General features: G+C 71.6%; 11 protein-coding genes. 5 read left to right on the top strand and 6 right to left on the bottom strand.

Going from position 1 to position 13,035, the window contains the following annotated elements; translation table 11 throughout:
- Positions 1-14 precede the first annotated feature (14 nt).
- Positions 15-1,226: an oxygenase MpaB family protein gene (locus tag I6A81_RS18800; RefSeq protein WP_203000583.1), complete on the top strand. Its 1,212-nt coding sequence runs from the start codon at positions 15-17 to the stop codon at positions 1,224-1,226.
- Between the two features lie 165 nt (positions 1,227-1,391).
- On the opposite strand, the gene I6A81_RS18795 is transcribed toward I6A81_RS18800, so the two are convergent.
- Positions 1,392-3,020: a sensor histidine kinase gene (locus I6A81_RS18795; RefSeq protein ID WP_307874747.1), complete on the bottom strand. Its 1,629-nt coding sequence runs from the start codon at positions 3,018-3,020 to the stop codon at positions 1,392-1,394.
- Positions 3,021-3,321: 301 nt separating this feature from the next.
- Here I6A81_RS18795 and I6A81_RS18790 point away from each other — a divergent pair, with 301 nt between their 5' ends.
- Entirely contained in the window at positions 3,322-3,756 is a 435-nt protein-coding gene (locus I6A81_RS18790; RefSeq protein WP_203000581.1) for a response regulator, read from the top strand.
- A gap of 220 nt (positions 3,757-3,976) precedes the next feature.
- On the opposite strand, the gene I6A81_RS18785 is transcribed toward I6A81_RS18790, so the two are convergent.
- The 3 genes from I6A81_RS18785 to I6A81_RS18775 form a co-directional block, all read right to left on the bottom strand.
- Entirely contained in the window at positions 3,977-4,660 is a 684-nt protein-coding gene (locus I6A81_RS18785; RefSeq protein WP_203000580.1) for an SDR family NAD(P)-dependent oxidoreductase, read from the bottom strand.
- A gap of 91 nt (positions 4,661-4,751) precedes the next feature.
- Positions 4,752-5,789: a zinc-binding dehydrogenase gene (locus I6A81_RS18780; protein ID WP_203000579.1), complete on the bottom strand. Its 1,038-nt coding sequence runs from the start codon at positions 5,787-5,789 to the stop codon at positions 4,752-4,754.
- Positions 5,790-5,870: 81 nt separating this feature from the next.
- On the bottom strand, positions 5,871-6,248 hold the full coding sequence (locus I6A81_RS18775) for a DUF2255 family protein (RefSeq protein ID WP_238438429.1): 378 nt from the start codon (positions 6,246-6,248) through the stop codon (positions 5,871-5,873).
- Between the two features lie 302 nt (positions 6,249-6,550).
- On the opposite strand from I6A81_RS18775, the gene I6A81_RS18770 reads away from it, so the two are divergent.
- Positions 6,551-7,483, top strand: coding sequence for a helix-turn-helix transcriptional regulator (locus I6A81_RS18770; RefSeq protein WP_203000578.1), 933 nt, complete (start codon positions 6,551-6,553; stop codon positions 7,481-7,483).
- A 657-nt stretch (positions 7,484-8,140) separates the two neighbouring features.
- Here the strand turns inward: I6A81_RS18770 and I6A81_RS18765 are convergent.
- Together I6A81_RS18765 and I6A81_RS18760 are read right to left on the bottom strand one after the other, a co-directional pair.
- The gene (locus I6A81_RS18765) at positions 8,141-8,362 is read right to left on the bottom strand and encodes a hypothetical protein (protein ID WP_203000577.1); all 222 of its coding nucleotides are present in this window, start codon (positions 8,360-8,362) and stop codon (positions 8,141-8,143) included.
- A 211-nt stretch (positions 8,363-8,573) separates the two neighbouring features.
- Complete coding sequence (locus tag I6A81_RS18760; protein ID WP_203000576.1) at positions 8,574-9,125, bottom strand: MarR family winged helix-turn-helix transcriptional regulator; 552 nt, start codon at positions 9,123-9,125, stop codon at positions 8,574-8,576.
- Between the two features lie 123 nt (positions 9,126-9,248).
- Here I6A81_RS18760 and I6A81_RS18755 point away from each other — a divergent pair, with 123 nt between their 5' ends.
- Both I6A81_RS18755 and I6A81_RS18750 read left to right on the top strand, forming a co-directional pair.
- Entirely contained in the window at positions 9,249-10,985 is a 1,737-nt protein-coding gene (locus I6A81_RS18755; protein ID WP_203000575.1) for an ABC transporter ATP-binding protein, read from the top strand.
- A complete protein-coding gene (locus I6A81_RS18750; RefSeq protein WP_203000574.1) occupies positions 10,982-12,955 on the top strand; it encodes an ABC transporter ATP-binding protein in 1,974 nt (657 codons plus the stop codon). The genes I6A81_RS18755 and I6A81_RS18750 overlap by 4 nt, the downstream gene beginning before the upstream one ends.
- The last annotated feature ends 80 nt before the right edge of the window (positions 12,956-13,035 follow it).

The following is a 13,035-nucleotide window of genomic DNA, read 5'->3' as shown; positions in this document are numbered from 1 at the left end:
GGAGGAGCGGCAGCATGGAGAAAATCAGCAGGCGCAACATCCTGGCGGTGGGTGGGGCGTTGGGCGCCCTCGGCGCCCTGAGTGTCACGGCGCCCGTGCCGTGGACCTGGTCGGCCGCGGGGTCGGTGGCGGGCGCGGGCGCCGGAACCGACCCGCGGTGGGTCTGGGACCCGGAGGCCGACCCGCTGGTCGCGTCGCTGCTCGACCGGGGTGACGTGCCGAGGGTCAACGAGTTGCTGCGGACCTGGACGAAGAACGGTCAGCCCCTGCCGGCCGGATTACCCGCGGACCTGCGGGACTTCATGGAGCAGGCGCGGCAGCTGCCGCCGTGGACCAACCAGGGCATGCTGGCGACCGCGTACCAGTTCAACGAGAAGCGCGGGCTCTACCTCGGTGTGCTGTACGGGCTGGCCAGCGGCATGATGAGTACGGTCATCCCGAAGGAGGCGCGCGCGGTCTACTACTCCAAGGGCGGCGCGGACATGAAGGACCGCATCTCCAAGACCGCCAAGCTCGGATATGACATCGGGACCCGGAATGCTTTCGCCCCCGACGGCGAGATGATCGTGACGTGTGTGAAGACCCGGCTGGTGCACGCGGCGGTACGGCACCTGCTCCCGCAGTCGCCGGAGTGGTCGGGCGCCGCCCCCGAGGACATCCCGATCAGCCAGGCCGACATGATGGTCACCTGGCACAGCCTGCCCACGACCGTCATGCAGAAGCTGACCGCGTGGAAGGTGCCGATCCCTGCCAACGAGTCCACGGCCTTCCTGCACTCGTGGCAGGTCGGCGCGCACATGCTCGGCATCAAGGACGAGTACATCCCCGCGTCCTGGTCCGAGGCCGACTCCCAGGCCAAGCAGGTCCTGGATCCGGTGCTGGCCCCGACACCGGAGGGCAAGGTCCTCGCCGACATCCTCCTCAGCCTCGGCGCCACGATTGACGCCGGCATCCTCAGCAAGCCCATCCTCGGCTCGTTCACACGGTTCATGCTCGGCGACAAGATCGCTGGCTGGCTGGACATCCCCCGCGACCCGGTCTGGGACACGCTCCTGCGCACGGCCTGGGGCCCCTTCATCGCCGTCCGGGAAGGCCTGCTACCCCTCCCGCTGGTGCCGCAGGCCTACTGGCTCTTCGACGAGTTCCTCCGCAAGCTGGCCCTGCTGTTCCTGTCCGAGGGACAGACGATCAGCATCGAGATCCCGCAGATCAACCGCCCGTCCTGACCCGTCCTGACCCGTCCTGACCCGTCGTGGGCTGGCCGGGGGTGTTCCCGACCCCCGGCCACCCGGGTTCTCGAATGCCGCCGCCGGACCGGCCGTTGTGGACGACCCGGGTCCGCCGACGCGCCGTCGTCGCCGGCGGAGACCCTGCGACGGAGAGCGGTCGGCTCAGGAGTCGTCCTGGCGGCTGGCGGGGATGAGCGCGGCCGGGGTGATGGAGCCCGCCACGGGCAGCGTGAGGATCATGCGGGTGCCGTCGGTGTAGCCGTTGTCGAGGTCGATGTGTCCGCCGTGGAACTCGACGATCTTGCGACAGAGGGCGAGGCCGATGCCGGTGCCGGGGTAGGCGTCGCGGCTGTGGAGTCGTTGGAAGATGACGAAGACCTTCTCGCTGAACTGCGGGTCGATCCCGATGCCGTTGTCGGTCACCGACAGGCGCCACGTGTCGCCGTCGCGGTCGGCTCCGACATGGATGACCGGGGTGCGTTCCGGGTGGCGGAACTTCAGGGCGTTGCCCAGCAGGTTGGTCAGCAGCATCTCCAGGGACGCGCCATGGCCCGGGACGGTGGGCAGCGGGTCGTGGGAGAGCTGGGCGTCGGTCTCGTCGATGGTCAGGGTGAGGCTGTCGACGGCCCGGTGATAGACCTGTTCGAGGTCGACGGGCTCGATCGCGGTGCCGGCGCGGCCGGCGCGGGAGAACGCGAGCAGGTCCTGGATGAGTTTCTGCATCCGCGCCGCGCCGTCGACGATGAACGCGATGTACTTGTCGGCGCGGTCGTCGAGCTGGCCGGTGTAGCGGCGTTCCAGCAGCTGGCAGAAGCTGATCACCTTGCGCAGGGGCTCCTGCAGGTCGTGGGAGGCGACGTAGGCGAACTGTTCGAGGTCGGTGTTGGACCGGCGCAGTTCCTCGGCCTGGCGGTCAAGGACGTGGCGGGCCTGTTCGGAGGTTTGCAGTTCGGCGGCGAGGCGGCGGCGCATCCGCTCGACCGCGCCCGCCACCGTCTGGATGTCAGCCGGGCCGCTGGGCTGGATGGGATGGTCGAAGCTGCCGGCCGAGACCCGGGTGGCGTCGGCGGCGAGCCGGGACAGCGGCCCGGACACCGCGCGGCGCAGTCCCACGAAGGCCAGGACGGCGCCGGCGAGGATCACGGCGGCGATCGCGGAGAAGGTCCAGTTCCGCACGGTCCGTACGTGCACCAGATCCGCGCCCGCCTGGGCGCGGGAGGCGGTGAGCTCGCCCTGCAGGGCGTTGCTGGCCGCGCGCAGCGCGTCGAACGCGGCCTTGCCCGTGGCGGCCTGCGTGGTCGCGACCTCGACGGGCTGGCCGGGCGGCGCGGCCACGACCCGGTCCGCGTATACCCGGTGCCAGTCGGCGGCCCGGGCGAGCACGGCGTCGAGGGCCGCGGCGCCGACCCCTTCCGCGGTCAGTAGCCGGCGCAGATCCGCGACGGTGCGGTCCTGCGCCGCGACCCCGAGGTGGTAGGGCTCCAGGAACTCGGACCGGCCGGTCATCCCGTAGCCGCGGACCCCGGTCTCCTGGTTGATCAGAGCGTTGTCCAGCCGCACCGCGCCGATCAGCGCCGGGGTGCTCCGGTTGATCAGCCGCTGGTTCACCGCCGTCCCGTGCGCCAGCAGCCACCCCCCGAGCACGCCCAGCACGACCAGCACGGTGAGCGCGGCGCCGACCCCCACCGACAACCAGCGGCTCGTCGTCCACCCAGACGCCCGCCCCGGCGCCCCCGCGGGCTCGGCCGATGGCCCGCCACCCCCTTCGACGACCGCCTCCTCGACCACCACGATCCCTGCCCTCCGCCCGTCGCACGCCTGCCCGCCCACGCGCTGACGCCCGTAGCGGTTCGCCAGGAGTCTGGACTCCACCCCGCCACGTCCACTCGCCGGGAGCCCCACAGCGGCACACCATCCCCGGCCCCGGACCATGCGCGCGGGCGCCCGGCGGTGACCGCCGCACGCGCATCGCAACGGCAGGTGGCCTGCCTGCCTTCGCCGGTCATGATCACCACAGATGGCGGGTAGGGCGTGCAATGATGACGCACCCCCGACGGCTCCACCCCCACAGCTGAGGGAGACCCCGGCCTTGATGACCGCCGCGGCGCCGAGCCGCCCCTACGACGTCCTGCTCGTCGAGGACGACCCCGGTGACGCCCTTCTCATCGAGGAAGCGTTCCTCGTCCGCGGCTTCGGTCAACGACTGCACCAGGTCAGCGACGGCATCCAGGCACTGGAATACCTGCGCGACCCGGCCCGGCGCCGTCCCGACCTGATCATCCTCGACCTGAACATGCCGAGGATGGACGGCCGCGAGACCCTCGCCGCGATCAAAGCCGACCCCGACCTGCACCGCATCCCGGTCGTGATCCTCACCACCTCCGACGCCCCCGACGACGTCGCGTCCAGCTACGAACTGCACGCCAACGCCTACGTCAGCAAACCCACCGACCTCGACGCCTTCCTCGACACCGTCCACACCATCGACGACTTCTACCTCGGCCTCGTCCGACTCCCCCGACGGTGACGCGCCCCAGAACCCGAGACATCAACACCACACTCCCAAACACGGACGGTCGCTACGCGGCCAGCGCACAAGACCGGCGCGCCCGCAAGACACACGACCGCCTCGGTCTCGGCGACCGGTTCTGACGCCACCCCTGCGCCCGTGACCGACCGGGCTCGTCGCGGATTCCCGGACCCGCTCCGGGTCCCGAACGGGGATCGCGCTGAAGAAGTTGTATGCCTTACCGGGGACGGACGCGGCGACGTGGGAACGTGCTACCGATCCGCGGGCCGCAGCAGGTCGAAACAGTACAGGCCCTTTTCTCCAGCCATGACCGCCCGTCGGGCGTCCGCGCTCCATGCGCAATGTTCAATCCGGTCTCCTGGGCGCGCAGATGCGGCAGCGCGGCGCGGATCAGGGTGATGGAGCCGGTGAGGTTGGTGGCGATGATGTGGTCGACCTGGGCGTCGGTGATCTCCTCGGCGGCGCCGAACAGGCCGTAGCCGGCGTTGGAGACGATCACGTCGACGCGGCCGGCGGCGAACGCGACGTCCACCGTCGTGCGCACGGCGGCGGTGACGGTGACGTCCAGGATCTGCGCGTCGAAGGTGTCGGGGTACTTCTCGCGCAGGTCGGCGACCTTGTCCAGGTTGCGGACGGTGCCGATGACGCGGTCTGCGCGTTCCAGCAGCTGGGTGGTCAGGGCGTGGCCGAAGCCACTGCTGACGCCGTGATGAGCCAGGTACGGGTGGTCATGCGTTTTCCCTCGGGGCGGGGCGCCGCCGGCCGGGGTGACGGCGTCGATGGCGGCCAGGGCGTTGAGGGTCCGGGGGTAGCCGATGAACGGCAGCAGGCCGGTCAGGACGGCGATCAGGGTGGTACGGGTGTTGCCGACGTGGAGGTTGGCCGCGACGTGGCCCTTCACCTGGGCGTCCGCCCCGCCGAGCGCGGGGAGACATGGCCGGGGAACAGGCGCTCGTGCGCGGCGGTGGCCGCGGCGTTGGGTTTGCGGGCCGTCACGGGCGCACCAGCACCTTCAGGCGGCTGCGCTCGTCCATGGCCCGGTAGGCGTCGGCGACCTCGTCCAGGGCGACCTCGGCGTCGAAGACCCTGCCCGGGTCGATGCGGCCGGCGAGCACGTCCTCGAGGGCGGGTTCGAGGTAGGCGCGCACGGGAGCGGGGCCGCCGGCCAGCTGGGCGTTCTTCCCGAACAGTGACCCGAACCCGACCGGGGCCTGCTCGTACTGCGGGACGCCGACGCGGGAGATGATCCCGCCGGGGCGCACGATGCCGTAGGCCTGCTCGTAGGCGGGCATCAGGCCGACGGCTTCCAGCACGACGTGGGAGCCCTCACCGCCGGTCAGCTCCATCACCGTGGCGACGCCCTCCTCGCCGCGTTCGGCGACGACGTCGGTGGCGCCCCACTCCCGGCCCAGGTCGGTGCGGGAGGCGTGGCGGCCCATCAGGATGATCTTCTCGGCGCCCATCCGGCGGGAGGCCAGCACCGCGGACAGGCCCACGGCGCCGTCGCCGATCACGGTCACGGTCTTGCCGGGCTCGACCCGGCCCATGTGGGCCGCGTGGTAGCCGGTGAGGTAGACGTCGCTCAGGGCGAGCAGCGAGGGCAGGAGCGCGGTGTCGACATCGGTGGGGATCTTCACCAGGGTGCCGTCAGCCTGGGGTACGCGCACGGCCTCGGCCTGCGCGCCCCCGACACCGCCGGCGCCGTACCAGCCGCCGTGCGGGCAGGCGGTGTGGAAGCCGTCCCGGCAGATCGGGCAGGTGTTGTCGGCGAACGCGAACGGGGAGACCACGAAGTCGCCACGCCGCGGGCCGCGCACGTCAGAGCCGGTGTCCTCCACCACGCCGAGGAACTCGTGCCCCATCGGCACGCCCTGATCGGTCTTGTCCATCGAGCGGTAGGGATGCAGATCGGAGCCGCAGACGCAGGCCAGGGTGATCCGGACGATCGCGTCCGTGGGCTCGACGATCGTGGGGCCTGGGACGTTCTCGACCCGCACGTCTCCGGGCCCGTACATGAAGGTGGCACGCATGGAAGATCTCGCCTTTCGGGGCTCGCGGTAGCTCTGTGAGCCGGAAGTGAAGGCCGCGCTGGTGCGGGCGGCCGGGCGCGGTCAGCGCGGTTCGAGGCGCAGGGTGGAGGTTCGGGCGGCATCGGTCAGGACGTGCTCGACGATGCTCGGGTAGCGCCCGTACTTCTCGCGGTAGGCGGCGTCCACGCCCGGGTACTCGCCGGGGTCGGCCGGGCGGAAGGTGACGTCCTGCCGGACGCCGCCGGCGGCGACGCGGCCCTGGCGACGGGACTGCGCGCCCCGGTACCAGGGGCCGTCGGGGCCCTTGACCGAGCGGACGTAGAGCTGGTCGCCGGAGCGGACCACCCACATGGTCACCGGATCGCGCAGGGTGCCGTCGACCCGTTCGGAGGCAAGGCGCAGCTCCTCGGCCGCGGCGATCGTCTCCAGGTCCGTGCCGTTCCAGTCCACCATCGTCATCACCTTTTCGGTATGCGAGGCCGGGAGCCGGGCTTCCGCACCGGCCGTGTCGCCGTCCGTCACGTCCACCGTCACCCGCCCGCGGGAGGCAGGCCATCGAGAGCGTCCAGAGCGGCTCCGTAGCAGGACCACGGGCCGCCAGGAGCACAGGCGCTCGCTGGCGACCATGAGGCGACACACTCAACCCTGCCCGTTCACACCTGTTCCAGGCAGGCCGAGACGTGACGGGGGGTATCCAGCCGGGGTGCGACAGGGCCCCCTGGACAGGCATGGCGCACCGATGGCGGAGAGACACTGGCGTAGTGGCACCCGAGCAGCAAAGCGGCGGCGACGAGCTGGGACGCTTCCCGCGCGCCCGCCGCACCCAGACCAGCCCCCGGTCGGCCGGTCTGACCCCCGGCCCTGGTGTGCGCCGCACCCCCGGCTTGCGCCGCGAGGAGCTGGCCACGCTCGCGGGCGTCAGCATCGACTACTACACCCGTCTGGAACGCGGCCGGGAAACCCGCCCCAGCCCGGCCGTGATCGACGCTCTGGCCCGCGCCCTGCAGCTGGACGACGCCGAGCACCAGCACCTGCGCGACCTCGCCGTGCGCGCCGCCCACTACGGGCCCCAGGCCCCGCAAGCGCCTGGTCGCACCGTGCGCCCGCACCTGAAACTGGTGCTCGAAGCCCTGCGCCCCAACCCGGCCTACGTCGTCAGCCGGAGCATGGACGTCCTCGCCCACAACCCCGGCGGCCTCGCCCTGTACGCCGGCATCGACAACTGGCCGGCCACCCAGCGCAACCTCGCCCGCTACCTCTTCCTCCACCCCAACGCCCGCGAGGTCTTCCCCGACTGGGACAACCAAATCCGCGGCTGCGTCGCCCGCCTGCGCGCCCTGGCCGGCACCGACCCCGACGCCCCCGACCTCACCCAGCTTGTCGGCGAGCTTCTCCTCAAGAGCCCGGACTTCGCCAGGCTGTGGGAGCGCTACGAGGTCACCGGCCGCAAGATCACGACCAAGACCTTCCAGCATCCCCAGGTCGGTACGATCACCCTCGCCTTCCAGGGCCTGGCCCTCGAAGGCACCCCGGGCCAGCGCATGGGCATCTACACCGCCGAACCGGGCACCCCCGACCACGACGCCATGCTGCTGCTCGACATGACCGCCCCCGCATCAAGCCGACCGCATCCGAGCACAGACAGCGCCACGGTGATCGGTGACGTCGGTGTATCCCGGCCCGATGGCCGATGACCCACTCGTAACGCGGGGCGTCCGACAAGCGACCCCGAACCCCGACCAGGTCAGCTGATGACCGGCCATCGGATCCGAGGGCTTCGAATCCCCCTACAACCTGGAACTCCTCGCCAGCGTCCACGGGATCGCCAGCCACGAGGCCGCCAGCTCCGACGCCGCCGACCTCGGCCGAGGGCCGGTCAGTGGTGGCGGCCGCGCCGTTCTGTTCGACCTGGACAGGCGGTCAGATCGCCTGGACCGTGCGGCCAGCGGGATCCGTGACCTGGTCGGTCACATGGTCCGAATCCGGCGCGCCACCCGACGTATGTCCCCGGGGGTCGACCAAACTGACGGCAAACCCGCGCTGGTCACGTAGGACGGCCCTGGTGAGCCGGTCGGTGCCGTCGCCGAACACGGTGACCGTAGGGGCCGGTTCGCGTCGTCGTACGTGTACTTGGTGCGCGCCGTGGTCGAGGTGCCGTCGGCTCCGGACACGGCGGGCAGCACATCGCCGGCCGCGTCACAGATGTACGCGGTTCACCGCCGCGGCCCCCGGTCGACCACCTGCGACGCAGCGGTGCCGTCCTCGTCGGAGGTGGCGCTCGCGGTGCGCGGCCCGCAAGCGGGCCTCCGACCGCGGACGCAGAGTCTTCGGGCGCGCCGAAGCTCTTGTCGTCAGAGATGGGACATCTTGCTGAACGGAGTCGGGATGCGTTCCTGCTGGGAGCCGAAATCGACGAGCACGGCGATGTCTTCCTCGACCCCGATCACCTGGCCGAGACCGTACGTGTCGTGGGTGACTCGGTCGCCCACGGCGAACCGGTCACACGCCGGAGTCACCGGATCCTTGAAGGGGCTGGTGCTCAGACGGCGCTTGGGTACCGCTGACTTGGTCATTGGCTCCAGTATGCGCCTACCGGGCGGCAGGCTACCAGCGGCGGGTGTGTTGTACGAGCGGACCGTCACCGCGGTCCGCGCGTGACCGGCACACGACCGGATGATGGATCACTGCCGTCCTCGACCGCCGATGCCGGTCTCGGAGCTCACCGGGTGTCGGCCACCCAGGCATGGGATGCCAGAAGTCGGCCCGGGCCTGGGAGGAGCTGGACTATCGAGGTGGCGGACCCAGAACACCCGCCGCGGCCGGCGCGGGATCGCCTCCACCCGCGGGGTGCACGCGAACGTCGCCTCCTGCTCGCCGCGTCCCGGCCGGACCCGCGGCGACCTCGCCGGCTGGGTCGCGGGGCCCCAGCAGGTCGGCCAGTGCCTCGAGGGCGTCCTTCACGCGCTGGATCTCGGCCGGGTCGGTGCTGCCGATCGCCCCGGCGAGCGCCTCGTCGATCTCGGCCGGGGGGCGGTTCTCGGCGCGCCGCAGGGCCTCGTCCGTGGGGCGCACGAGGGTCCGGCGGCGGTCGGCGGGATCGGTGAACGTCTCGACGGCGCCGGCCTCGCGCAGGCGGGCCACGCAGGCCGAGACCTGGCTCTGCGGGAACCGGACCCGGGCGGTGATGTCCGAGATCGAGCTCCCCGGGTTCCCGAAGACGTCGAACACGACCGCGCGCGTCGGAGCGGACATCTGGTGGAGCCCGATCTCCGGGATCGCCTGCTCGCCGAGCTTCATCAGCCGGCGACCGAGCTGGAACAGTTCGAATCCGTCCATGCCAACCTTACATCAATCATGATGCATCTATCTTGATGGAACCCGCCTCGCTGGCCTAGTCTCGCAGGCGCCCGGCCCACACCCCCGGTCCGGGCGCTTCCCCGACGGCCGTTGTGAGGCCCCGTGCTGCTTCGTCTGCTCCTGCCCTACGCACGCCCGTACCGACGCGCGCTCGCGGTCGTCGCGGCTCTTCAGGTCGCCCAGACCGCCGCCGCCCTCTACCTGCCCGACCTGAGCGCCGACGTGATCGACAACGGCGTCCTCGCCGGCGACACGGGCCACGTCTGGCGCCTCGGCGCGCTCATGACCGCCGTGTCGCTCGCGCAGCTCGCGTGCGCGGTCGGCGCCGCGCGGGTCGCGGCGCGGGTCGCCTCGTTCCTCGCCCGCGACCTGCGCACGGCCCTGTTCGACCGGGTGCAGTCCTTCTCCGCGCGCGAGCTGAACCGGTTCGGCGCCGCGTCGCTGACCGTCCGCACGACCAACGACGTCCAGCAGGTCCAGATGCTCGTCCAGATCACGCTCACGTTCATGGTCACCGCGCCGATCATGCTCGTCGGCGGGATCGTGTTCGCCCTCGCCCAGGACGCGCCGCTGTCGCTGCTGCTCGTGGTCGTCGCGCCGGTGCTCGCCGGGCTGGCCTTCGTGGTCCTGCGCCGGATGACGCCGCTGTCGGCCACCCTGCAGGACACGACGGACTCGGTGAACCGGATCATGCGCGAGCAGATCATCGGGCTGCGGGTCATCCGCGCCTTCGTCCAGGAGGAGCGCGAGCACGCGCGCTTCGAGGCGGCGAACGACCTGCTCACCGACACCTCGGCGCGCGTCGGCCTGCTCACGGCGCTGATGTTCCCCCTGGTCACCGCGGTCGCCAGCGTCGCCAGCGTCGCCGTGGTCTGGTTCGGCGCCGCGCGGGTCGAGACCGGCGCGATCGGGGTCGGCGCGCTGTCGGCGTTCCTCGGCTACGTCCTGCAGATCCTCGGCGCGGCCGTCATGATGACCTACCTGCTGCGGATGCTGCCCCGCGCGCAGGTCTGCGCCCGGCGCGTCGGCGAGGTCCTCGACACCGCCAGCACCGCCGTCCCGCCCGCGACGGCCGCGGTCGCCGCGCTCCCCCGCCCCGGGCGCGTCGAGCTGCGCGACGTGGGATTTCGCTACCCGGGCGCGGAGGCGCCCGTCCTCGCCGGCGTCAGCCTCACCGCCGACCGGGGCGAGACCGTCGCGGTCATCGGCAGCACCGGCAGCGGCAAGAGCACCCTGCTCAGCCTCATCCCCCGGCTCGCCGACCCCTCCACCGGCGCGGTGCTCGTCGGCGGCGTCGACGCGCGGTCCCTCGACCGGGCGCTGCTGAGCCGCACGGTCGGCTACGTCCCGCAGCGCCCCTACCTTTTCTCCGGAACCGTCGCCACCAACCTGCGCTACGGCGACCCCGACGCCACCGACGACCACCTGTGGCGGGCACTGGACATCGCCCAGGCACGCGCGTTCGTCGAGGCGCTCCCCCAGGGCCTCGACGCACCGGTCACCCAGGGCGGCACGAACCTCTCCGGCGGCCAGCGCCAACGGCTCGCCATCGCGCGCGCCCTGGTCGCCCGGCCCCAGGTCTACCTGTTCGACGACTCCTTCTCCGCCCTCGACTACGCGACCGACGCACGGCTGCGGGCCGCGCTCGCCCGCCAGACCGCCGAAGCGGCCGTCCTCATCGTCGCCCAGCGCGTGAACACGATCCGCGGCGCCGACCGCATCGTCGTCCTCGACGAGGGCCAGGTCGTCGGCACCGGCACCCACGCGGAACTGCTCGCCGCCAACCCGACCTACCGCGAGATCGTGCTGTCCCAGCTCACCGAGGCGGACGCGGCATGAGCCGGACCAGACGGTCCCCCGACCGCGCGGCGGCCGCCGCGATCCCCGTGCCCCGGCGGCCCGACCGGTCCACCGACACCGGTGCCGTGGCCGGTCGCCTCTGGCGCGCGGTGCGCGGCCAGCGCGGGCTGCTGGCGGGCACGGGCGCCTTCGCCATCGTGAGCGTCGTGCTGAGCGCCGCCGGGCCGTTGCTGCTGGGCCGCGCGACCGACCTCGTCCTGGCCGGCGCGATCGGGCGTCAGTTCGACGCGGGCACCACCCGGGCCGAGGTCGTCGACGACCTGGGCGCGCAGGGCCACGGCACCCTCGCGCGGATGCTCGGCACCGTGGACTTCGTCCCCGGCCGCGGCATCGACACCGCCGCCCTCGGGCACACGCTGCTGTACGCGACGCTGGTCTATCTGGGCGCCGGGCTCTGTGCCTTCGTCCAGGGCTGGCTGGCCAACCTCGCCGTGCAGCGCGTCATCCGCGACCTTCGCCAGGACATCGAGGTGAAGATCTCCCGGGTACCCGTCTCCTATTTCGACGAGCACCGCCGCGGCGACGTCCTCAGCCGGGTCACCAACGACATCGACAACCTCAGCCAGAGCCTCCAGCAGACGCTCAGCCAGCTCGTCATCCCGCTGTTCAGCATCGTGGGCATGCTGGCCGCGATGTTCTGGGTCTCCTGGCTGCTGGCGCTGATCTCGCTCGTCACCGCCCCGCTGTCCCTGCTCGTCGTCGTGCTGATCGGCAAGCGGGCACAGCCGCGCTACCTGGAGCAGTGGAGGCAGACCGGGCTCCTCAACGGCCATATCGAGGAGATGTACACCGGCCACGCGGTGGTCAAAGCCTTCGGGCGTGAACGACAGGCGGCGGAGGTCTTCGCGAAGGGCAACGAGGCGCTGGCCGAGACGACCCACCGGGCCCAGGCCGCCTCCAGTGCCCTGCAACCGGCCATGGTGTTCCTCAGCAACCTCAACTACGTCCTCGTCGCGGTCGTCGGCGGAATCCGGATCGCCGCCGGCGCGCTGACGGTCGGCGACATCCAGGCGTTCATCCAGTACTCCCGCCAGTACAGCCAGCCGCTCGTCTACCTCGCCAGCATGGCCGGCATGGTCCAGTCCGGCCTCGCCTCGGCCGAGCGGATCTACGAGATCCTCGACGCGCCCGAGCAGACGCCGGACCCCGCCGAGCCGAACCTTCTGGCGACACCGGTCACCGGCCGGGTGGCCTTCGAGGACGTGACCTTCCGCTACTCCCCCGCCCGGCCGCTCATCGAGAACCTGTCGTTGGCCGCCGAGCCCGGGCACACCGTCGCCATCGTCGGCCCGACCGGAGCCGGCAAGACCACCCTGGTCAACCTGCTCCTGCGGTTCTACGACCTCGACGCGGGACGCATCACGCTCGACGGCGTCGACATCGCCACCCTGCCCCGACCGCTCCTGCGGTCCTGTGTCGGCATGGTCCTGCAGGACACCTGGCTGTTCGGCGGCACCATCGCCGACAACATCGCCTACGGTGCCCGCGACGCCACCCGCGACCAGATCGTCGACGCGGCGCGAGCGGCCCACGCCGACCGGTTCATCCGCACCCTGCCCGCCGGCTACGACACCATGATCGACGACGACGCCGTCCTCAGCGCCGGCGAGAAACAACTGCTCACCATCGCCCGCGCGTTCCTCACCGACCCCGCCATCCTCGTGCTCGACGAAGCCACCAGTTCCGTGGACACCCGCACCGAGATCCTCATCCAGCAGGCCATGGCCCGACTACGCCACGGCCGCACCGCGTTCGTCATCGCCCACCGCCTGTCCACCATCCGCGACGCCGACACCATCGTCGTCATGAACGACGGCGCCATCGTCGAACAGGGCACCCACGACACGCTCCTCGCCCACGGCGGCGCCTACGCACGCCTGCACATGGCGCAGTTCGACGACGCGACAACGAAGATCTTTATGCAGCGCCGAACTGGAACGCCAGCCTGAACGCGAAGTGGAAACAACATCCTCCGACGGCATACGGCCGCGGGCTGGCGTACCGCGGTCGTGGTATGCGCGGATGACGG

This window comes from Frankia nepalensis, from assembly GCF_016786325.1.
GTDB lineage: Bacteria > Actinomycetota > Actinomycetes > Frankiales > Frankiaceae > Pseudofrankia > Pseudofrankia nepalensis.
The sequence above is the reverse complement of the archived record's forward strand: the minus strand, read 5'-3'. Positions and strand labels throughout refer to the sequence as shown.

Excerpts from the sequence above, each read along its gene's own strand:
- I6A81_RS18760 (WP_203000576.1), bottom strand. The coding sequence starts at position 9,125 with ATGGACGGATTCGAACTGTTCCAGCTCGGTCGCCGGCTGATGAAGCTC.
- I6A81_RS18750 (WP_203000574.1), top strand. The coding sequence starts at position 10,982 with ATGAGCCGGACCAGACGGTCCCCCGACCGCGCGGCGGCCGCCGCGATC.
- I6A81_RS18790 (WP_203000581.1), top strand. The coding sequence starts at position 3,322 with ATGACCGCCGCGGCGCCGAGCCGCCCCTACGACGTCCTGCTCGTCGAG.
- I6A81_RS18800 (WP_203000583.1), top strand. The coding sequence starts at position 15 with ATGGAGAAAATCAGCAGGCGCAACATCCTGGCGGTGGGTGGGGCGTTG.
- I6A81_RS18780 (WP_203000579.1), bottom strand. The coding sequence starts at position 5,789 with ATGCGTGCCACCTTCATGTACGGGCCCGGAGACGTGCGGGTCGAGAAC.
- I6A81_RS18775 (WP_238438429.1), bottom strand. The coding sequence starts at position 6,248 with ATGACGATGGTGGACTGGAACGGCACGGACCTGGAGACGATCGCCGCG.
- I6A81_RS18765 (WP_203000577.1), bottom strand. The coding sequence starts at position 8,362 with ATGACCAAGTCAGCGGTACCCAAGCGCCGTCTGAGCACCAGCCCCTTC.